Source organism: Serratia sp. GW822-FHT06D09 (assembly GCF_058799515.1).
Genome location: NZ_JBXALO010000003.1, coordinates 481,637 through 501,852 on the forward strand (window position 1 = coordinate 481,637; position 20,216 = coordinate 501,852).

At 56.4% G+C, this 20,216-nt stretch carries 19 protein-coding genes; 13 read left to right on the forward strand and 6 right to left on the reverse strand.

Going from position 1 to position 20,216, the window contains the following annotated elements; translation table 11 throughout:
* The first annotated feature begins 5 nt into the window (after window positions 1–5).
* On the forward strand, window positions 6–908 hold the full coding sequence (lpxO, locus tag AC1RKG_RS09985) for a lipid A hydroxylase LpxO (RefSeq protein WP_020827473.1): 903 nt from the start codon (window positions 6–8) through the stop codon (window positions 906–908).
* A 34-nt stretch (window positions 909–942) separates the two neighbouring features.
* Here lpxO and chaA read toward each other — a convergent pair whose 3' ends face one another.
* Together chaA and AC1RKG_RS09995 are read right to left on the reverse strand one after the other, a co-directional pair.
* Window positions 943–2,043 carry a sodium-potassium/proton antiporter ChaA gene (gene chaA / locus AC1RKG_RS09990; protein ID WP_020827472.1) on the reverse strand — a complete coding sequence of 367 codons (1,101 nt, stop codon included), beginning with the start codon at window positions 2,041–2,043 and terminating at the stop codon, window positions 943–945.
* Between the two features lie 314 nt (window positions 2,044–2,357).
* On the reverse strand, window positions 2,358–3,176 hold the full coding sequence (locus AC1RKG_RS09995; protein ID WP_020827471.1) for a siderophore-interacting protein: 819 nt from the start codon (window positions 3,174–3,176) through the stop codon (window positions 2,358–2,360).
* A gap of 129 nt (window positions 3,177–3,305) precedes the next feature.
* Between AC1RKG_RS09995 and chaB the strand changes: the two genes are divergently transcribed.
* The 11 genes from chaB to AC1RKG_RS10050 all read left to right on the forward strand — a co-directional run bounded on the left by chaB (window position 3,306) and on the right by AC1RKG_RS10050 (window position 14,090).
* Window positions 3,306–3,533 carry a putative cation transport regulator ChaB gene (chaB, locus tag AC1RKG_RS10000; protein WP_115060997.1) on the forward strand — a complete coding sequence of 76 codons (228 nt, stop codon included), beginning with the start codon at window positions 3,306–3,308 and terminating at the stop codon, window positions 3,531–3,533.
* Between the two features lie 256 nt (window positions 3,534–3,789).
* A complete protein-coding gene (locus AC1RKG_RS10005; RefSeq protein ID WP_128864758.1) occupies window positions 3,790–4,485 on the forward strand; it encodes a gamma-glutamylcyclotransferase in 696 nt (231 codons plus the stop codon).
* Between the two features lie 299 nt (window positions 4,486–4,784).
* Complete coding sequence (gene cbl / locus AC1RKG_RS10010) at window positions 4,785–5,738, forward strand: HTH-type transcriptional regulator Cbl (protein ID WP_122079685.1); 954 nt, start codon at window positions 4,785–4,787, stop codon at window positions 5,736–5,738.
* Window positions 5,739–5,830: 92 nt separating this feature from the next.
* Window positions 5,831–6,043: a hypothetical protein gene (locus AC1RKG_RS10015; protein ID WP_122079684.1), complete on the forward strand. Its 213-nt coding sequence runs from the start codon at window positions 5,831–5,833 to the stop codon at window positions 6,041–6,043.
* 183 nt (window positions 6,044–6,226) lie between these two features.
* Window positions 6,227–7,012 (forward strand): ATP-grasp domain-containing protein, encoded by a 786-nt coding sequence (locus AC1RKG_RS10020; RefSeq protein WP_493182896.1) that lies wholly within the window; start codon window positions 6,227–6,229, stop codon window positions 7,010–7,012.
* A gap of 388 nt (window positions 7,013–7,400) precedes the next feature.
* Complete coding sequence (locus AC1RKG_RS10025) at window positions 7,401–8,969, forward strand: ABC transporter substrate-binding protein (protein WP_493182898.1); 1,569 nt, start codon at window positions 7,401–7,403, stop codon at window positions 8,967–8,969.
* Window positions 8,969–10,021 (forward strand): ABC transporter permease, encoded by a 1,053-nt coding sequence (locus tag AC1RKG_RS10030; protein ID WP_493182899.1) that lies wholly within the window; start codon window positions 8,969–8,971, stop codon window positions 10,019–10,021. The genes AC1RKG_RS10025 and AC1RKG_RS10030 overlap by 1 nt, the downstream gene beginning before the upstream one ends.
* The gene (locus AC1RKG_RS10035; RefSeq protein WP_020827463.1) at window positions 10,018–10,887 is read left to right on the forward strand and encodes an ABC transporter permease; all 870 of its coding nucleotides are present in this window, start codon (window positions 10,018–10,020) and stop codon (window positions 10,885–10,887) included. Before AC1RKG_RS10030 ends, AC1RKG_RS10035 begins: the two co-directional genes overlap by 4 nt.
* Window positions 10,877–11,713, forward strand: a complete 837-nt coding sequence (locus tag AC1RKG_RS10040; protein ID WP_115058604.1) for an ABC transporter ATP-binding protein — start codon at window positions 10,877–10,879, stop codon at window positions 11,711–11,713. Before AC1RKG_RS10035 ends, AC1RKG_RS10040 begins: the two co-directional genes overlap by 11 nt.
* Window positions 11,710–12,381: an ABC transporter ATP-binding protein gene (locus AC1RKG_RS10045; RefSeq protein WP_128864756.1), complete on the forward strand. Its 672-nt coding sequence runs from the start codon at window positions 11,710–11,712 to the stop codon at window positions 12,379–12,381. The genes AC1RKG_RS10040 and AC1RKG_RS10045 overlap by 4 nt, the downstream gene beginning before the upstream one ends.
* Before the next feature lie 134 nt (window positions 12,382–12,515).
* The gene (locus AC1RKG_RS10050; RefSeq protein ID WP_493182902.1) at window positions 12,516–14,090 is read left to right on the forward strand and encodes an ABC transporter substrate-binding protein; all 1,575 of its coding nucleotides are present in this window, start codon (window positions 12,516–12,518) and stop codon (window positions 14,088–14,090) included.
* A gap of 16 nt (window positions 14,091–14,106) precedes the next feature.
* Here AC1RKG_RS10050 and AC1RKG_RS10055 read toward each other — a convergent pair whose 3' ends face one another.
* Complete coding sequence (locus tag AC1RKG_RS10055; protein ID WP_020827459.1) at window positions 14,107–14,673, reverse strand: YbhB/YbcL family Raf kinase inhibitor-like protein; 567 nt, start codon at window positions 14,671–14,673, stop codon at window positions 14,107–14,109.
* Window positions 14,674–14,773: 100 nt separating this feature from the next.
* Window positions 14,774–15,490, reverse strand: a complete 717-nt coding sequence (locus AC1RKG_RS10060; RefSeq protein WP_493182904.1) for a prepilin peptidase — start codon at window positions 15,488–15,490, stop codon at window positions 14,774–14,776.
* Window positions 15,491–16,015: 525 nt separating this feature from the next.
* On the opposite strand from AC1RKG_RS10060, the gene AC1RKG_RS10065 reads away from it, so the two are divergent.
* Window positions 16,016–17,521: a YchO/YchP family invasin gene (locus AC1RKG_RS10065; protein WP_122079680.1), complete on the forward strand. Its 1,506-nt coding sequence runs from the start codon at window positions 16,016–16,018 to the stop codon at window positions 17,519–17,521.
* Here the strand turns inward: AC1RKG_RS10065 and narL are convergent.
* Entirely contained in the window at window positions 17,518–18,168 is a 651-nt protein-coding gene (gene narL / locus AC1RKG_RS10070) for a two-component system response regulator NarL (RefSeq protein ID WP_044552006.1), read from the reverse strand. The genes AC1RKG_RS10065 and narL overlap by 4 nt on opposite strands.
* A gap of 11 nt (window positions 18,169–18,179) precedes the next feature.
* Window positions 18,180–19,964, reverse strand: a complete 1,785-nt coding sequence (gene narX / locus AC1RKG_RS10075) for a nitrate/nitrite two-component system sensor histidine kinase NarX (protein ID WP_217331365.1) — start codon at window positions 19,962–19,964, stop codon at window positions 18,180–18,182.
* Between the last annotated feature and the right edge of the window lie 252 nt (window positions 19,965–20,216).

A 20,216-nucleotide genomic window follows, 5' to 3' on the forward strand; every position in this document is an offset into this window, starting at 1 on the left:
CAATCATGAAATATATTATTTTACTTCTATTTATTTTATGCGTTGTGTATGTCCATTACCGTGGGCGGGTTCGTTACACCTTCTGGCGGCAGCTCTCCGATCATTCCACATTTACTGCTCCGCTGAACGTTTTCATGTACCTGTTTTCACGCGTACCGACCACGCCCTATCTGCAGCCGGAGCAATTCCCGGAATTGCAGGCGCTGCGGGATAACTGGCAAAGCATCCGCGATGAAGGTCGGCAACTGATGGCTATCCAGCAGATTAAAGCTTCGGACCAATATAATGATGCCGGTTTCAATTCATTCTTCAAAACCGGCTGGAAGCGCTTCTATTTGAAGTGGTATGAAGACAACCACCCGTCGGCGATGAGCCTGTGCCCGCAGACTACCGCACTGTTGCGCAGCCTGCCTTCGGTCAAGGCGGCGATGTTTGCCGAACTGCCGGATGGCAGCCGCCTGCCACGCCACCGCGATCCCTACGCTGGTTCACTGCGTTACCATCTGGGGCTGATCACACCGAATGATGACCGTTGCTTTATCGAGGTGGATGGCGAACGCTACAGCTGGCGCGACGGGGAGGCGGTGATGTTCGACGAAACCTACCTGCATTACGCCGAAAACCAGAGTGGGCAGAACCGGTTGATTCTGTTTTGCGATATTGAGCGACCAATGCGTTTCCGCTGGGCACAGGGCATTAACCACTGGCTGGGGCGCAACCTGATGAGCGCGGCTACCGCACCCAATGAAGAGGGCGATCGTACCGGTGGCGTCAACAAGTTGTTCAAGTATATCTATGCGGTACGCAAGGTGGGGAAACGGCTGAAGGCGTGGAACCGAACCGGGTATTACATCATTAAATGGATTTTGTTTGGCGGTATCGCGGCGGGTATTTTTTTCGCGATTTAAAAAGGGAGGGCGCTACGAAAGCGCCCTCCGGCAATCAGGCAAAAATGGTCATCATATAGGCGGCAAACAGCGCCAGGTGCGCGGTGCCGTTCAGCACGTTGGTTCTGCCGGTCGAGAATGACAGCTGGCACAGCAGCAACACGGTCAGCATCACGACGATATGCGGCGTCTGCAGGCCGAAGATCAGCGTTTGCCCGGTCAGGGTGGCGATGATGGTTACCGCCGGTACCGTCAGTGAAATGGTCGCCAGTACCGAGCCGAAGAACAGGTTCATCGCACGTTGAACCTGATTGTTCAACACCGCACGCAGTGCCCCCAGGCCTTCTGGCGACAGGATCAACAGCGCGACCAGGAAGCCGGTAAACTGCGCAGGAGCATTCACCTTGGTCAGCAAACCTTCCAACGGGTTGGCGTTGAACTTGGTCACGGCGATCACCGCAATCAAATGCACCACCAGCCAGCCGGCATGCCAGGCACTGCTGTGCGAAGAAGGTTTGCCGTGGTGCGGGTCACCGTCGTCATCTTCGTGCTCGTAGACAAACAGGCTCTGGTGGGTTTTGGTCTGGATCACCAGGAACACGCCGTACATGGCGGCGGAAATCACCGCGACCAGCAGCGCCTGCCCAGTGCTGAAGTTGCCGCCCGGCAGCGCACTGGGGAACACCAGTACGATCACCGCCAGCGGGAAAATCGCCATCAGATACTGTTTAATACCGCCCAGATTGACGTATTGGGTGGCGAATTTGCGACCGCCCAGCAATAAAGCAAAGCCCACCAGACCGGCGCTGACAATCATAATGATGGAGTAAAGCGTATCGCGCATCAGTGCCGGTGCGGCGTCGCCGGTGGCCATCAGCGCAGAAATCAGGCTCACTTCCAGAATAACCACCGACAGGCTGAGGATCAGCGAGCCATAGGGTTCACCCAGACGGTGAGCCAGCACGTCGGCGTGGCGCACAACGCTGAACGCGCTGCTGAGAATACCGACCAGGGCAATGATGTTAATGCCGACGATCAGCGGGAAATTGCTGGTACTGCCCCACAGGTTCAACACCACCAAGGCGGCGATGGGGAAAAGCAGCGAGTACTCAGTGTGGCGGGATTTGGATCGGCCAGGATCGTTTTGCGACTTCATTTCGATGGTACTCCTTCTCAAACAGCGTGGTCCCGTCATCGCTGACTGCCGTTAAGGGCAATTATGCGCATCCAGAATGTATTTATATTTAATAATAATAGGATACACCCGCAGGCTTGTGCCGGGGAATGATGTGATGTTGTTTTACTTGTAAAAGCAAAAGCTTGCTTTCTGTGACTAGGTTAACAAAAAAACCGCATTGGATGCGGTTTTATTTACTTACTTTTACGTAGTGAGATGAGTTTTCTTCATTAACGGCACATAAATTGCAGTTTGTAGCTTCGCTGCTTGATTAATAAAGGGGAAAATCACAGTCAATCGTCAATATTGTCCATGATTTCATGCCGTTTATTATGATAACCCTCTTCGTTTAACCCCTCACGCCAGTAAGGTACGGCATAAAGCTGATTACGGTCACATTGGCGCTCGCGGCGCAGGTAACGGCGCAGGTCTACCACCAAACGATCTTCCCCGGCCAGCCAATACTGGATTTTTGTCTCAGGTAGCGGCAATGAGCAAAATTGCGTCACCAACTCGGCGGTTTTTTCGGTGCCGCCGATAATCCAGCTCAGTTCGAAGCCTGCCGGTTTTTTCAGATCGATAACGTCAGCCGCAGTGTCGACGCGGATAAAGGCGTGGCCTTCGCTACGTGCCGGTAACCCTTCCAGCAAGGCCGCCAGCGCGGGCAAGGAGGAAGGATCGCCGGCCAGACAGTAGAAATCGGCCTCTGGCAGCATAGGTTTAGGACCGCCCGGGTTACTGATGCCGATTTTATCGCCTGCTTTGGCCGATCGCGCAAAGTTAACCGCCGGGCCGCTGTGATCGTGAATGGCGAATTCAATGTCGACTTCCGCCAGCTCCGGGCGTACTGCGCGAATCGAATAGGTGCGGACAATCGGACGAACCGCATCGGCCGCCCAGCGAGGGCCGTTTTCGGTCAGCGTCGGCAGGTCCGGCTGCGTCTGGCCTTCGAGCGGCAGGAAAACCTTGATGTGCGCGGCGGCGGCGTTTGCCGGGTAATAACGCAGGTCCGGGGCGGTGAAAGTGATGCGGCGCAGGTGCGGGGTAACATCGCGAATCGCGCTGACAGCAATCAGGTAGGGTGCGCGTGAGCGTGGGGCTTCGGTAGTCACGGGGTTCTCCTTATGTTCGTTTGGCGAGGAGTATAACATGCCATGTGATAATGAGAATTGTTTGCTAATTGAGGCGGGCGGAGGTGTCATCTAAGCTTAAGGTTCACTGAATATCTGCGGGAGGAAATGATGCCCTACAACAGCACAAATGCCTTGCCGGACAACGTCAAACACGTGTTGCCGGCCCATGCGCAAGAGATCTATAAGGAAGCTTTTAACAGCGCCTGGGATCAATATAGCGATCCGGATGACCGGCGCGGCGACGATAGCCGAGAGGAAACCGCCCACAAGGTAGCCTGGGCGGCGGTGAAGCAAAGCTACCGCAAAGGTGATGACGACCGCTGGCACAAAAAGTAAGGCGCTCCCCGGCGCCTTTGTGCGTCGGTAAATCATGAAATCCGAACCTATTACGCGGGCAATTAATATTATTGCTGCTGAGTACAAATACTTTTTCACTTTAAAGCTCTTTTGAAACTTGATTGCTCACTGAGAAAAGAATAAGGTCATTATTATCGCGGGAAGATTATTGTATTAATATAATTCCGCACTTAATAAATAAGATTGAACAGTGGCGAGGGAGTATGGGCAATCCTATTCCCGGGAGGTTGTTAAGGTGTTAACGCGAGATTTTCTGCAAAATGCGGATTGCAAAACTGCATTCGGCACCATTGAGGAGTCGCTGTTACTGACATCAGAACAGCGGGCGGCCTCGTTGGATTGTACTTTATCCCGTCGGCCGGATAACAGCCCGGTGTGGGTCTTCGGCTACGGTTCACTGATGTGGAACCCGGTGTTTGAATCCGAAGAGGTGCGGCCGGCCACGCTGCAAGGCTGGCACCGCGCCTTCTGTTTGCGGCTTACCGCCGGGCGCGGCACCCTGCACCAGCCGGGGCGGATGCTGGCGTTAAAAGAGGGCGGCCATACCACCGGCCTGGCGTTTCGCCTGCCGGAAGCCAAGCTGCGCGAAGAGCTGGAACTGCTGTGGAAACGCGAAATGGTCACCGGCTGTTATTTGCCGACCTGGTGCGATCTCACCTTGGCAGACGGTGAAGTGGTGACCGCGCTGGTGTTTGTCATGAACCCGCAGCACCCGCTGTTTGAAGAAGATACCAGCCATCAGGTGATAGCCCCCCTGATCGCCAGCGCCAGCGGGCCGCTGGGAACTAACGCCCAGTACCTGTTTTCGCTGGATAACGAGCTGAAAAACCACGGTATGCAGGATGACTGCATTGGCGATTTGGTCAGCTACGTGCAGCAATGGCTGCAGCAAAATACCTGCGGCCCTATCGGCGGAGAGGCAACTGCCTGATCCCGCTCATATGACGCTTTCGATAGGCTCAGCTTGCTGAGCCTTTTTTGTTTATATATCTAATGCCTATATTTAATAACTTTATTTTGCATAAGCATTTAATCCACACTTTTAAAGTGGATATTTATGTTGTTAATTTTAAAGCCATTCGATAATTTAAGATTAAAAAACAGCTAATTTGCAATGGTGAAAAATTCACTTAGCATGAAAATGCATAACTAAAGGTTATTTCTTATTTGTCCCCTCCCGCCAGACTCCGTATCACTGGTGTTAACAATATTGCTCGTCAGGGGGAGTGGATGAACTTTCAACAATTAAAAATTATTCGGGAATCGGCGCGTTGCAACTACAACCTGACCGAGGTGGCCAATACTTTATTTACCTCGCAGTCTGGGGTCAGTCGTCATATTCGGGAACTGGAAGAAGAACTGGGCATTGAGATATTTATCCGCCGCGGCAAGCGTTTATTGGGCATGACCGAACCGGGTAAAGAGCTGCTGGTGGTGGCGGAACGCATCCTGAATGATGCCAATAATATCCGCCGACTGGCGGATGTGTTCAGCAGCAACGACACCGGCCAACTGCATATTGCGACCACCCATACGCAGGCGCGTTACAGCCTGCCGGGAGTGATTAAGGAGTTTCGTGCGCTGTACCCGCGGGTAAGGGTGGTGCTGAATCAGGGCAGTCCGGAAGAAATCGTCGCGATGTTGGCCTCGGGCGAAGCCGATATCGGCATTGCCAGTGAACGGCTGATGAGCGATGAATCTCTTGCGGCGTTCCCTTACTACCGCTGGCATCACACCATCCTGGTACCGGAAGGGCACGAACTGACCCGGCAACCGCAGGTGACGCTGGAAATGCTCAGTACCTTACCGTTGATAACCTATCGCCAGGGCATTACCGGTCGCTCGCGGCTGGATAGCGCGTTCAAAGCCGCCGGGCTGACGCCGGACATTGCCTTAAGTGCTCAGGATTCCGACGTAATAAAAACCTATGTCGAGCTGGGGTTGGGGGTCGGCGTACTGGCGGACATGTCATATGAGAAAGAGCGCGATCGTGGGCTGGTCAGCCTTAACGCCGAGCACCTGTTCGAGCCCAATACCGTGTGGTTAGGTTTGAAACGCAGTCAGTTACAACGTAACTATGCCTGGCAGTTTATCCAGCTGTGTAACCCGACGCTGTCACTGACGGAAATCAAAGACAAGGTGTTCTCTTCACAGCTGGAAACGGTGATCGATTACCAGATTTGAGCATTGCGGCGACGGAAACAGCAGCGCAGATAGCAGGCGGGATACACGTTACGTATTTGCGCTGACCTGTTCTACAGGGGCAGGAGCCTGGCGTGCAGAAGTCAATCGCTGATGGAGGTTCTGCTGTTGTACAGGCCTTTATCTTCGAGCCCTTTACTGACACTGCCAATCGCTACTTTCGCCTTTTCATTGATATCAACGCCAGGGATGGCTTGTCCTTTGGCCCTTTCTGGGCGCTGAAAGATTATTTTGTTACCGGGAAAGTACCTACTCTGCATTTTGAGCCTTACAAGGTGAGGCTCTGACCCCAAACCAGGTGTCTGGATCGTAAAACACTCGGACTATCACGCTTTATGTCACCGTATGAAAATTTGCTGGTGCCTTCGTCGAAAAATTTATGTTCTACTCATTGGCGTCACCACCATTTTATTCCATAAAATCAGCGTGATTCAGACTGACTGGATTTATTATTCCTATGGGGCCCATACATGCAAATTATCTATCCTGATGATTATTCGAATTTGTGCAAACCGGATGAAACTTTTGAACTGGAGTATCTTTGTGCCCGGCAACGTGGGATACATTGCCTGTTATTTGCCTCAGAAGCGGCAGCGATGGGTAAATATCAGTTTTCGGCTCCCTTTGAGTCTGGTAGTCCCGTGGTCTGGCGAGGATGGATGCTGAACGCCGATGAATATCGTCAGTTGTACGGTGCTGTGGCTGCACGGGGAGGGAAGATGCTTGAGTCCCCTGAAGAATATATCAGTAATCACTATATAACGGGTTGGTATGACCGCTGTAAGGCCTATACACCGGAAACTATTATAACCACAGCTGATGCTGATTTTGGGCGTCTCGTCAGCCAGCTTCAATGGCCCGCTTATTTTGTTAAGGACTACGTGAAATCCTTGACGACGTCCCGGGGCTCTGTGGCTAAGGATGCTCAGGAAGTCGCAGAAATTCTCAATCTTATTGCGCATTTTCGAGGGAGTGTAGAAGGAGGGGTTAGCCTGAGGCGCGTTGAGGAATTTGTTAATAACACTGAGCGTCGCTATTTTTCGCTTAACGGGAGAGTGTTTTCATCCGACGATCAAATACCTGAATTTGTTTATGAGATTGCACGCTGCGTGGAGACTCCGTTTTATTCAATAGATATTGTAGAAAATACCCAGGGAGAATTGCGCCTGGTAGAGATTGGAGACGGGCAGGTATCAGATATTAAGGAGTGGGAAGCTGAAAAATTGATTGAGGCATTTTGCTTGTCAGGTATTTAATGCATTGAAATGTAATAATTATCTACTCCACTGATACTGTGGCGACGGTGATTTCATTCAACCTGATTGTCGGGGCATGTCCGCTCGCCAACACCTGTAAGGCTCTTGGTTCGTCGTCTGTTACAACCTCAGATTGACGTTGTCAGTAGAATAGTAAGCCTGCCAAACGTGATGGCGCTTTATGAGGATTGGTTACCGCCTGCATCGAAAAAATATATTTGCCATAGTCCTTGCACAACTGACGGTATCCTCCCGCCTGCTTAATAATCAAAATCTCAGCTATAGACAGAAAAAGAATATCTATAGTTATTTAAGTACCTTCGCCTGCCGAGAGCTCTCACATACACTCGCGAAATTACTATAAATTCCATCCGCTTGGAGAGTTTTGATGAAAGCGTTCGTTCCCTCTTTGGTGTTTTTGGCCGTGGCGGCCAGTTTCAACGCACAGGCAGCAACCCCGGCAAACACGTTGGTGATTGCCCAGTCCATCGATGACGTGGTCAGTTTTGATCCGGCCCAGGGTTTTGAGTTAACCACGGTGCAGTCATTCAACAGTCTCTACCAGCGGCTGATCCAGTCCGATCCCAAAAATCCTATCGAACTCAAACCGACGCTGGCCAGCGAATGGCAGGCGGGCAGCGATAACCGCAGCCTGACCTTCACTCTGCGGCCGGATGCCAAATTTTCCAGCGGCAATCCGCTGCGCCCGGAAGACGTGATTTTCTCACTGTCGCGGGTAGTGAAACTGAATCTGGAACCCTCGTTTATCCTCACCCAGTTGGGCTGGGACGCCAAGAACGTCGACCAGCACCTGACCAAGGTGGATGATCAACGGGTCAAAATAAGCTGGAGCGAAAACGTCAGCCCGGCCTTTGTGCTTAGCCTGCTTTCGGCGCCGGTATCTTCTATTGTCGATGCCAAAGAAGCCTTGTCGCACCAGCAGGGGGATGACCTGGGTCACCAATGGCTGAACAGCCATTCCGCCGGCAGCGGCCCGTATAAAATTCGCACCTACGTACCGCACGAAGTTGTAGTGCTCGACGCCAACCCAAGTTCGCCGGAAGGCGCCCCGACGCTGAAGACTATCCTGATCAAAAACGTGCCGGATCCGGCGGCGCGTCGGTTGCTGATCGAACAGGGCGACGCCGATATCGCGCGTAATCTGGGGGCAGATCAGATGGCGGCGCTGAAAGGCAAGCCGGGCGTCAAGCCGTTGGCCATCCCTTACGCCTCACTTTATTTCCTGCAGTTCAACGCCAAGGCGTCACCGGCGCTGGGCAATCCGGCGTTCTGGGAAGCCGCGCGTTGGTTGTTCGACTATAAAGGCATTGCTGACGATCTGCTGAAGGGCCAGTTCCAGACCCATCAGGCGTTTCTGCCGGAAGGTTATCTGGGCGCACTGAAAGAGCGCCCATACAGTTTTAACCCGCAAAAGGCCAAAGAGATCCTGGCGAAGGCCGTCCTGACCAACGTCAGCTTCAAGCTGGACGTCAACAATCAGCCGCCGTACCTGGATATCGCGCAGGCCTTGCAAGCCAGCTTTGCCCAGGGTGGGGTGAAGGTGGAACTGGTGCCGGGCCTCAGCGCGCAGGTTTCCACCAAGGTGAAATCCCTGAACTATGACGCGACCCTGACCTCCTGGGGACCGGATTATTTTGACCCGAACACCAACGCCGCCGCCTTTGCCTATAACCCGGAAGACGGCAGCAAAACGCTGGCCTGGCGCGCCAACTGGCAGATCCCTGCGCTAAGCAAGCTGACGCTGGCAGCCACGGCGGAAAACGACACCGCCAAACGGGTTGCGGATTATCAACAGCTACAGCAGGCCGTGCAGCAGAGTTCGCCGTTTGTCATCGGCCTGCAGGCTCGCAGCCTGATTGCGGTACGTGACAACCTGAAAGGCTACGAGCAGGGCATCAACCCTGACATGGTGTTCTACAGCAAGGTCAGCAAGTAATGATAAGCCGTACCGCTTCCGCCGGGTTCGCCCGGCACAGTTGGCGTTGGGGACGCCGGCTGCTTACCGGCTTGCTGTCATTGGCGCTGACGCTGCTTGGGCTACTGCTGTTCACCTTTATGCTCTCGCATCTGGCGCCGATCGATCCTACGTTGCAGATCGCCGGCGATCATGCCAGCGAGGCCACCTACGCACAGGTCCGTCACGACCTGGGGCTGGATCAGCCGTTGCCGGTGCAGTTCTGGCGCTATCTGGTGCACCTGGCGCACGGGGATATGGGGATATCGCGCATTACCGCGCAGCCGGTGCTGAGCGATCTGTTGCGTACCTTCCCGGCCACGGTGGAACTGGCGACCTGCGCCATTATCCTCGGTGCGTTCGGCGGCATTACGCTGGCGTTTTTGGCGGTGATAAAACCGGGCAGTTGGCTGGATAACGCCGCGCGCCTGCTGTCGCTGATCGGCTATTCGGTGCCGATTTTCTGGCTCAGTCTGTTGGGGCTGCTGCTGTTTTACGCCACGCTGCACTGGTCGGCGGGGCCGGGGCGGCTGGACGATACCTACCTTTACAGCATGGAACCGCGCAGCGGATTTGTGCTGATCGACACCTGGCTGTCCGGCGATCGCGACATGTTCTACAACGCCATCAGTCACCTGTGGTTACCGGTGGTGGCGTTGGCGCTGTTGTCGATGGCGGGTATCACCCGCTTGCTGCGGGCGGCGATGCTGGAAGAGTGCAATAAAGAGTACGTCACCCTGGCGCGATCCAAGGGGGCCAGCCGTACGCGTATTTTGGTGCGGCACGTATTTCCCAACGTGCTCGGCACGCTGATCACCGTTCTCTCCCTGTCCTATGCCAGCCTGCTGGAAGGGGCGGTGCTGACCGAAACGGTGTTTGCCTGGCCGGGCGTGGGGCGTTACCTGACCACCGCGCTGTTTGCCGCCGATACCCCGGCCATTCTTGGCGCTACCTTGCTGATTGGCACCTGCTTTGTGGTGTTGAACGCGCTGGCCGATGCGCTGACCTATTTAGTGGACCCGCGAACCCGATGAGCCAATATCTTTCTGAACATGAACCCCAGAGCGAGCCTGCGGTCGGCTACCGCCAGCGCGGCAAACTCACCACGCTGACGCTGGGGGCGACGCTGGTGGCTGTGCTGATCCTGACCGCGCTGCTGGCTCCCTGGCTGGCGCCTTTCGACCCTAATTTGCAACACATCGAACTGCGCCTGTTGCCGCCGTCCTCCGGGCATTGGCTGGGCACCGACGGCTTTGGTCGCGATCTGTTATCGCGCGTGATTTATGGTGCACGGCCAACGTTGATCCTGGTGTCGTTAATCCTGCTGCTGACCATCCCGATTGGGCTGTTGGTGGGCATCAGCGCCGGTTATCTCGGCGGCTGGGTCGAGCGTATTCTGATGCGCGTCACCGATATTTTTCTGTCATTGCCCAGCCTGGTGATTGCGCTGGCGTTTGTCGCGGTATTGGGGCCGGGGCTGATGAACGGCGCACTGGCGCTGGCCTTGACCAGTTGGCCGGCTTTTGCCCGACAAGCCCGGGCGGAAACGCTGGCGCTGCGTCGCAGTGACTATCTGGCGGCGGCGCGCATGCAGGGCATCGGTGGGCTGCGGCTGATGGCGGGGCATATTTTACCCCTGTGCCTGCCAAGCGCAGTGGTGCGTGCGGCGCTGAGTTTGGGCGGGATAATTCTTTCCGCCGCGGGATTGGGCTTTCTCGGCATGGGCGTGGCCCCGCCGACCGCCGAGTGGGGCTCGATGGTGGCCGAGGGCAGCAAAGTGATTTTTGATCAGTGGTGGGTCGCCGCTGCACCGGGCGGGGCTATTCTGTTCGCCAGCCTGGCCTTTAACCTGCTGGGCGATGGCCTGCGCGATAAAATGGATCCTCGTCATGGACATTGATAACCCATTATTGACCGTCGAACGCCTGTCGGTGCTGTTACCGGCCTCGCTACCTTTGGTGAAAGGCATCTCTTTCAGCATGGGGCAGGAGCGGCTGGCGCTGGTGGGGGAGTCCGGTTCCGGCAAATCCCTGACTGCCCGCGCCCTGATGGGGCTGTTGCCACCGCCGTTACAGCTGCAGGCGCAGCGGCTGACGCTGGGCGACGACGATCTGACGCGCTTGAATGAGCGCCAGTGGAACCGGCTGCGCGGGAACAAGGTGGCCATGGTGATGCAGGATCCCAAGCACGCGCTGAATCCGACCCAGCCGATTGGGCGTCAGGTGGAGGAGCCGCTGCTGTTGCATACCCGCCTGGGCCGCGCCGAGCGGCGGGAGAAGGTGCTGGACATGCTGGCGGCGGTTGGCTTGCCCGATCCGCAGGCGCTGAGCCAGCGCTATCCGCATCAGCTGTCCGGCGGCATGGGGCAGCGGGTGATGTTGGCCATCGCATTAATCAACGATCCGCAGCTGTTGATTGCCGACGAACCGACTTCGGCACTGGATCACCAGATGCGCGATCAGGTGTTGCAACTGATCGAAAATCTGGTGGAGCAACGTAATATGGGCCTGATTTTGATCAGTCACGATTTACAGCAGGTGGCGCACTACTGCGAACGGGTGCTGGTGATGTACAAGGGCGAACTGTTGGATCAACTGCCTGCCGATCGTTTGGCCTCCGCCACCCATCCTTACACGCGCACGTTGTGGTCATGTCGGCCAAGCCGCGAGACTCACGGCAAAACGCTGCCGGTCCTGGATCGCGCACTGCTGGAGTCACTGAAATGAGCCTGATTACCCTGGAAAACCTCAGCGTCAGCCACCGCCAGGGCTATGAGATACGCACCGTGGTGCATGATGTCAATCTGCACATCGAACCGGGCGAGTGCTTCGGCCTGGTTGGCCCGTCCGGCTGCGGCAAGTCATCGCTGCTGTGGGTGTTGGCCGGGCTGAATGAAAGCTGGAGCGGCGGTTTTCAACTGCTCGGCCGTGATTTGCAACCGGGCCGTCCTTTTACCGGTGATCTGCGGCGTGAGGTCCAGATGGTATTCCAGGACCCCTATGCCTCGTTACATCCCAAGCACCGATTGCTGCGCACGCTGGCGGAACCCCTAAAGTTGCTGAAAGAGCGCAATATCGAGCAGAAAATCAGCGCCGGTTTTCGCCAGGTGGGGCTAGATCCCAGGCTGTTGGACCGTTATCCGCACCAGCTTTCCGGCGGGCAACGTCAGCGGGTGGCGATCGTGCGCGCGCTGTTGCTGAAACCAAAGCTGTTGTTGCTGGATGAGCCGACTTCGGCACTGGACATGTCGGTGCAGGCGGAAATCCTCAACCTGCTGAACGAGCTGAAGCAGGCGGGCGATCTGACAATGATCCTGGTCAGCCATGATGCCGACGTGATTGACCACATGTGCGATCGTTCGGTGGCGATGGCGCATGGACGGTTGGTGAACTGAAATCAGCCTGCCGTTCACTCGGCGGGCTTATTCATCTGCGTAATAAATAAAGCAATTTATAGTCGTTCTTCTGCTAAGCCGCTGCACCTACACTCGCCAAATAACGCATCCGCGTGACTCTGGAGAGTGCATCAATGAAACGGCTAATCCCAACGTTATTGTTCAGTGCCCTGGCGGCGAGCTTCGGCGCACAGGCCGCCACCCCGAAAGACACGCTGGTGGTGGTCAGTTCGCTGGAAGGCATCATCAGTCTTGATCCTGCCGAAAGCTTTGAAACCGTCAGTTCGGCCAACCTGGTCAATCTGTATCAGCGCCTGCTGACACCGGATCGCACCACGCCGGAAAAGCTGGCGCCGGAACTGGCCAGCAGCTGGCAAACGGGAGCAGACGGCCACAGTTTGATATTTACCCTGAACGCCAACCAACGATTTGCCTCCGGCAACCCGGTACGCCCGGAGGATGTGATCTTCTCACTGGTGCGGGCGGTGAAACTGAACAAGGCACCGTCGTTTATCCTTGGTGAGTTCGGCTGGACGCCGGAAAACGTCGAGAGTCAGTTGAAGAAACTGGGCGATAACCAGGTGCAGCTAAGCTGGTCGGCGAATATCGGCAGTGGGCTGGCGCTGCGGCTGTTAACCGCGCCGGTGGCGTCGATAGTCGATGAAAAGCTGCTCAGCCAGCACGGTCAGCAGGGGGACTTCGGCAATGCCTGGCTGCGTTCGAACTCAGCCGGTGCCGGCCCTTATCGCGTCAGCAACTATGTACCGCACGAGGCGCTGTTGTTCAGCCGCAACGATTACGCTCAACCGCAGGCCAAGCTGAAAACGGTGCTGCTGAAAAACGTCAGCGATGCCGGCACCCGCCGTTTATTGCTGCTGAAAGGGGATGCTGACGTGGCCTACGATCTGGGGGCCGATCAGTTCAACTCGCTGCGTAACGAAAAGGGCATCAGGATCGAGCAGCGTGATTCAGCCAAAGTCTATTACCTGGGGTTCAATACCGGCAGCAAGCAGGTACCGGCTTTGAGTAATCCGGCCTTGTGGCAGGCGGCACGCTGGCTGGTGGATTACCAGACGATTGCCGACAACCTGTTGAAGGGGCAGTATCGCGTTCACCAGGCATTCCTGCCGCAGGGGTTGGATGGCGCCTTGGATAATCAACCTTTTAAGCTCGACGTGGCCAAAGCCAAACAGATTCTGCATGACGCGGGTATCGCCGAAGGAACGCGTATTGATCTGATCGTCATCAACCAGCCGCCGTATACCGATATCGCCCAGGCGCTGCAGGCCAGCTTTGCCAAGGCCGGTTTGCAGTTGGACATTCATCCGGTAGTGGAGAGCGATCTGTGGGGCAAAATGCGCGGCCGTGATTTCCAGGCCATTTTCACCTACTGGGGGGCCGACTATCTGGATCCTAACACCAACGCCAGCGCCTTCGCCTACAACGTGCCGAATGGGCCGAAAACCCTGGCCTGGCGTACGCAATGGAGCATCCCGACATTGAGTGCGGAAACCCGTGCAGCCGCGGCAGAGGGGGATGCTGCAACCCGCGCCGCGCGTTACGTCACGTTGCAGCGCGAACTGCAGACCAGTTCCCCTTACGTTGTGGCCTTACAGGGGCAAACCCTGGTGGCGCTGCGCGATAATGTTAAAGATGCGCATGTGGATATCGCCAACAGCATGCTGTATCTGGATCGCGTGAGTAAGTAGGCCACCCCGGCACCGGTTATTGACCGAAACGACCGATAATACCCGCACCGCCCTTGGCGTGGCCCTGCAATTTTTCCAACAGCTGTTCGCGGGTTAACCCTGGCCCCAGCGCATGCGGCGGGAGATCGGTGGCGATCAGCACGAAGGTATAGTGGTGCAACCCAGAGCCTGCCGGTGGGCATGGGCCGTGATACACCGCGGTACCCGGTGAGTTCTTGCCGCCGACAAAGCCTTTGCCCTGGGTAAGATCGCCTTCAGCGAAACCCTGAGCCGTGGCTGGAATACCGTAGGCCACCAAGTGGCTGGCGCCCAATCCGGCACGGCCTTCGGGATCGGACACCAGCAAGGCGAAGCTGGTAGTGCCCGCCGGCGGGTTGGCCCAGTTCAGCGCAGGTGAAACATTGTCGCCGGTGCAACTGGCGTTGCCCGGGGTGGCCCCGGCATATTTCTGGGCCAGCATGCCGCCATCCTGAAACGCCGATGAGCTGAGGGTAAAGGTACCGGCAGCCTGCGCCGCGAACGACAGCGAACCGGAAAGTAATGCCGCGCTGAGCGCGAGAGCAGATAAACCACGACCGATCATACAGCCTCCTGTGTTTGGTTAAATAAAGCATAGTGGTGCAGAGACAGGCTCGCTATAACAGCCTGGCCAACAGTCGGCTATAACAGCGCCAACCACGGCATTAATCCGCCATGGGGGTGAAATAAGCTGAAATGAGAGAATTTCCCTTGATGAAGGGCGTGATATCCATGTCGGCCATCGTAAGCAGGGTAAACCAGCCGGAAAGCGCCAGATAAAGGCCGAACGGCAGCGGGGCATCTCTGCCGGTGCTGCGGCGTAACTGGGCCACAATCGCAACGCATAAGCCTGCCGTGGCTGCGCCGGTCACCAACATCGGCAGGGCAGACCAGCCACTCCAGGCCCCCAGGGCCGCCAGCAATTTAAAGTCGCCCTGGCCGATACCCTCCGTTTTCCGCCGAAGGCGATAAAGGGCGTTAAGCCACCATAGCGACAGATAGCCGGCGACGGCCCCGATCACTGCTTCGTCGAGCGAGGTAAAGCAGCCTTGCTGATTGGCCAGCAGTCCGGCCCATAACAGCGGTTGCGTCAGGCGATCCGGTAACAGCCTGTGCCGCCAGTCGATAAGCGCCAGCGCGAGCAGCAGGGTCGCCACCGGCAGCAAGCTGATTCTCTGCAGTGGCGATAGGCTAAAAGGCAATGCCGCCAGTCCGGCGCAGGCGGCTATCAACATCAGAGTACGGGTTTTTAGCAGCGGCAGGCGTTGCCCCACGTCCTGAAGTACGGAATGCATAAGCCATCTGGCGATCACCGCCGACAGTAACATAGCCACAATAAACAGGCCGCGAAACCAGAGATCCCCCTGCGGTTCGTTAAACATGAGCATCCTTGCTGAACTGAAATTAACGTTCAAAATAGCGGCAAAATGGGTTTTACAGCAGAGCAGGTGCCAGGTAATGACGCGCTTTGCGCAGGCGATCGCAAAGCATTGTTTATAGCCAGGTAAAATACGTTGAAAATGAGGGTTTCCGCGCATAATCAACGTATTACTGCGTTTTATGAAAAGATGAATGCCGATTAATCAGGCAAAATCTGCGATGAAATTTAGTGAGTTTATCCTGACCGACGGCGAGTGTTCGGCGCGTTCGGGAATGACCACGCTTTGCAAGGCAATATCAACCGTAATTGTGACGTTGTCACATAATAAACTGAGGTTTATCTGATGGTTTATCATCAGAAACCGATTAGAATTTGGGGTTCATGATGCACTTTGGCGCCCCGGTACCCGACAGGGGCAATACCCCGGTTGTTCGCTGTGCAAAGGTCGTTGTTCTGCTGCCTGGAGTGGCCGCAGCAAAAAAGGTTTTTCCGCCCACTCTCGGGATGAGGGAACGGCGGTGGTGTAATGACTGACGTTATTCTTAAAGCGCGTAACAGATTGAAAAAAGCCGTTGATTTCCTCTCACTCCCTGCCCGTTTACCGGCGGTGGGTTTGGCGTGGCTGTTGGGCAGCTTGCCCGCCGGTGCCGAATCTCCCCCTGCGCCGCCCTCGGTCAGCCATCAAGCGAACGCAAACGACAACTTGCCCGAGCTGGGGGGCAACGCCTCGAATGACGCAGAGCGAGAGAAAGAGTGGGCCACCATGGCCAAACAGCTGGGTGAGCGTAACCTGAATAATGTCTCCGGCCAGCAGGTGCGAACCCGCGCCGAGAGTTACGCGGTAGGGCAAGCCGGTGAGGTGCTGCAACAACAGGCGCAAGAGCTGCTGTCACCGCTGGGCACCGCCAAACTGTCGCTGGTGATGTCCGACCAGGGGGATTTTTCCGGCAGCAGCGGCCAGCTGTTCAGCCCTCTGTATGACGTTAACGGCTTGCTGACCTACAGCCAGCTCGGTCTGCTGCAGCAAAGCCAAGGTTCATTGGGTAACTTTGGCCTTGGGCAGCGTTGGGTCGCCGGTGATTGGCTGCTGGGATATAACACGGTGCTCGACAGCGATTTCAAGCGCAATCAAAACCGCGCCAGCCTGGGGGCCGAAGCCTGGGGTGACTTCCTGCGTTTTTCCGCCAATTATTACTATCCGTTATCGGCACTGGCGCAACAGAAGGATAACGCCGAATTTCTCAGTCGTCCGGCAAGCGGTTACGACATCACCACCCAGGGCTACCTGCCGTTTTACCGCCAGATCGGCGGCTCTCTCAGCTACGAGCAGTACTGGGGGGAGAACGTCAACCTGTTTGGCAGCGGTAAAAAACAAAACGACCCGCGCGCCATGCAACTGGGGGTGAATTACACGCCGGTGCCGCTGGTGACGGTGAAAGCACTGCACAAGATGGGGGAAGGCGGGGTGAGCCAGGATCAGGTCGAACTGGCGCTGAGCTATCGCCTTGGTGTACCGCTGGTAAAGCAGATATCCCCGGAGTATGTGGCCCAGGCCAAATCGCTGCGCGGCAGCCGCTATGACAATATCGAACGGAAAAATGTCCCGGTAATGGAATTCCGCCAGCGTAAAACGCTGCAGGTCTTCCTGGCCACGCCGCCCTGGAGCCTGCAACCGGGGGAAACGCTGCCGTTGAAGCTGGAGATTAAAACCACCAATAAAATCACCCGCGTCAGTTGGCAGGGGGATACCCAGGCACTGAGCCTGACGTCGTCGCAAAACAGCAACGATCCACACGGCTGGAGCCTGATTGTGCCGCAGTGGGATGACACGCCGGGGGCGGAAAACCGCTACCGTTTATCGGTCACGTTGGAAGATGACAAGCAGCAATTGGTGACGTCCAACTGGATCCAACTGCAGGTGACGCCGCCGCTGACCGCCTCTTCCGGGGAGGGCGAGGGCTTGCCGCCGCCAAAAACGCTGCAAACGCCCACCATTCCGGCAGAGACCGGGCCGTTGAACGGCGCTGACTAGCCGTTTTTGCCCTGCAGTACCCACACGGCGGCCTCAACGCGCGATTTCAGCTTCATTTTTTTCAACAGGTGTTTGACGTGCACCTTGACGGTACTTTCGGTGATGGTCAGTTTGCGGGCGATCATCTTGTTCGGCAGACCCTGGGCAATCAGTTTGAGAATATCGCGCTCGCGCGGTGTCAGTTGCTGAATATCCCGTTCGGCGCTCGGGCGGTTTTCACGCAGGCTGGCGGCCAGAATGGGGGTTAACGCCTCGCTCAATACCATCTGGCCTGCTGCAGCCTGGTGCAGCGCCTTCAACAGTTCCTCTGGCTCCATGTCTTTTAGCAGGTAGCCGTCTGCGCCGCGTTTTAGCGCGCTGACCACGTCATCTTCGTGATTCGACACGCTAAACACCACAATGCGGCCAGAAAGCGCGGTCATGCGCAGGCGATCCAACGTTTCCAGCCCGTTGATGCCAGGCATATTCAGATCGAGCAGGATCAGGTCAGGATCGTGCTCCTCGGCCAGCGAAACACCTTGTTCACCGTTGCCGGCTTCGGCAATCACCTGCAGGCGCGGGTCCATGCCGATAAGCTGTTTTACGCCGTTGCGCAGCATCGGGTGGTCGTCAATCAATAAAATGGTGGCGGCAGTTTCGGTCGTCATGGTTTCTCCCATTAGTCGATGGCGTGGTTGTCCGGCTTGAATACCACCCGGACTTCGGTGCCGCCGCCGTTGCGGGGCAAAATTTCGCAGCGGCCGTGCAGGCTTTTGGCGCGATCGCGCATGATGATCAGGCCATAGTGATCGGGGCGAAGAGTATCTTGAGGCAGGCCGCAGCCGTTATCGCAGACGCTCAGGGTGACTTCGCCCCGTTGATTGATCACCTGAATGCTCACCTGGCTGGCCTGGGCGTGTTTATGGATATTGCTGAGCGCTTCACGGGCAATCTGTAGCAGGTGGATAGCCTGATAAGTGGGCACGGTGCGCGGCGTCAACTGATAGTCGAGGCTGATGGGAATGCCCAGCCGTTGGCTGAACTCCTGCACCGTTGATTGCAGCGCCGCCAGCAGCCCCGGTTCTGTCAACCGCAGGCGGAAGGTGGTTAGCAGCTCGCGCAGTTGGCGATAGGCAATGTTAAGTTCCTCTCGCATCTGTTGCACCAGCCCCAGGTTGGCGGGGGAAAGTTCCGCGCCCTGCATTTGCAGGCAACTGAGTTGCATCTTCAGGCACGACAGCGACTGGGCGATAGAGTCATGCAGTTCACGCGCTATCGCCGCACGCTCTTCCATCAGCATCAGTTGCTGCTGGTGATCAACCTGGCGTTCAATCGCCAGCACGCTGGTCAACTGCTCCACCAGGGTGTTCATCAACTGTTTATGGTCGTCATTCAGCGGGCGCTGTGGCGCATGTTGCGCGACAATCACCCCATAATCTCCCAGCTTGTCGCTGAGGCTCCAGCTCAGCGATGGGTGGCTGGCATGCTGTTGCTCGTCGTCGTTCAGGCAGGCGCTGCACACCGGATTATTGCAGTACTCCGGTCGCAGAGGCTGGTTGCCGCTCAACTGCACAAACTGCTCCTGGCTGTTGTTTTCATACAGCCGCACCTGAATGGCGCGCAATGGCGTCAGGGTTTGCAATTGATTGAGTATTGGCGTCAGGCGGCTGCACAGCGGTTCATTGGCGTGCAGTTGCCGGCTGGCGCGGTACAAAAAGCTCAATACCTGATTTTTTTGCTGCAGATCGGCAGTTTTCTCCGCCACCCGTTGCTCCAGCCCGCTGTACATGGTGGCCAGTTCGTCGGACATGGTGTTTAACGCGCCACCCAGTGAGGCCATTTCATCCTGGTGACCACGTTGGGTGAAGCGGCGGCTGAAATCGCCGCGGCCCACCGACAGCGCCATCGCCACCAATTGCCGCCAGGGATGCAGCAGGCGCCGGCGCAGGTAACAAATGGTACCTACCAACAGCAGCAGCGTCAGGGCAATAAACACCGCCTGCACCAGCGTCACCGTCAACAACCGACGTTCGGTATGACGGTCGATGTCCGAGACCAGCGCGTCCAGCAGGGTGACGAAATGTGCTACCTGCGGCGCAGCGTTGGCGGGTTGACGTGCCTGGCGCAATTGCGGCAGCAGCGTCAGTCGCCAGTAGTCGTGCAGCGCCTGAAACTGTTCGGTTAAGCCTTCTTGTTCCAGCGGGCGTTGCAGGTCGGGGCTGTTGGCATCCTGATCCAGTTCGCGTATCAGGATTTCGCTGCGCGCATCCAGCGGCACCTGTGCCAGCAGGCGATAGCTCTGCATCCGCAGTGAACCGGCTTTGTTGATGGCGTGGGCGTTGCCCTGAATGCTTTGTGACATCCAGGCGGAAATGCTCATGCCAGCCACGCCCAGTATGCCGAGCAGCAACATCAAAATGGCCACCTGGTTAACGATGGAAAGCGGAGCTAACAGGCGTTTCATAGGCTTTGGATCCCCGGCGCATAGCAAAACAACGGCTGGAAACCAGAGGGCGAAAGCGGGTGGTGCCAGCGAAGGTGGTAACGATTCCGCGTTATTTTTCATCATACCCAGGCATAACCCCATACCTCTAACGAAGTACCCATTAGTTTCCGCTCGGCAATATGGCACCGTGGCAGCGGTATGGGGTGATTTTCAATCGCTTGATTTGTTTTGCTTTTAGCGGCGTTAGCGGCTTACTCATAAAGGGATGGC

Bases quoted from the DNA above. Each gene is read 5' to 3' on its own strand.
- lpxO (WP_020827473.1), top strand. From the start codon at position 6: ATGAAATATATTATTTTACTTCTATTTATTTTATGCGTTGTGTATGTC.
- chaA (WP_020827472.1), bottom strand. From the start codon at position 2,043: ATGAAGTCGCAAAACGATCCTGGCCGATCCAAATCCCGCCACACTGAG.
- chaB (WP_115060997.1), top strand. From the start codon at position 3,306: ATGCCCTACAACAGCACAAATGCCTTGCCGGACAACGTCAAACACGTG.
- cbl (WP_122079685.1), top strand. From the start codon at position 4,785: ATGAACTTTCAACAATTAAAAATTATTCGGGAATCGGCGCGTTGCAAC.
- AC1RKG_RS10020 (WP_493182896.1), top strand. From the start codon at position 6,227: ATGCAAATTATCTATCCTGATGATTATTCGAATTTGTGCAAACCGGAT.
- AC1RKG_RS10025 (WP_493182898.1), top strand. From the start codon at position 7,401: ATGAAAGCGTTCGTTCCCTCTTTGGTGTTTTTGGCCGTGGCGGCCAGT.
- AC1RKG_RS10030 (WP_493182899.1), top strand. From the start codon at position 8,969: ATGATAAGCCGTACCGCTTCCGCCGGGTTCGCCCGGCACAGTTGGCGT.
- AC1RKG_RS10035 (WP_020827463.1), top strand. From the start codon at position 10,018: ATGAGCCAATATCTTTCTGAACATGAACCCCAGAGCGAGCCTGCGGTC.
- AC1RKG_RS10040 (WP_115058604.1), top strand. From the start codon at position 10,877: ATGGACATTGATAACCCATTATTGACCGTCGAACGCCTGTCGGTGCTG.
- AC1RKG_RS10045 (WP_128864756.1), top strand. From the start codon at position 11,710: ATGAGCCTGATTACCCTGGAAAACCTCAGCGTCAGCCACCGCCAGGGC.
- AC1RKG_RS10050 (WP_493182902.1), top strand. From the start codon at position 12,516: ATGAAACGGCTAATCCCAACGTTATTGTTCAGTGCCCTGGCGGCGAGC.
- AC1RKG_RS10055 (WP_020827459.1), bottom strand. From the start codon at position 14,673: ATGATCGGTCGTGGTTTATCTGCTCTCGCGCTCAGCGCGGCATTACTT.
- AC1RKG_RS10060 (WP_493182904.1), bottom strand. From the start codon at position 15,490: ATGTTTAACGAACCGCAGGGGGATCTCTGGTTTCGCGGCCTGTTTATT.
- AC1RKG_RS10065 (WP_122079680.1), top strand. From the start codon at position 16,016: ATGACTGACGTTATTCTTAAAGCGCGTAACAGATTGAAAAAAGCCGTT.
- narL (WP_044552006.1), bottom strand. From the start codon at position 18,168: ATGACGACCGAAACTGCCGCCACCATTTTATTGATTGACGACCACCCG.
- narX (WP_217331365.1), bottom strand. From the start codon at position 19,964: ATGAAACGCCTGTTAGCTCCGCTTTCCATCGTTAACCAGGTGGCCATT.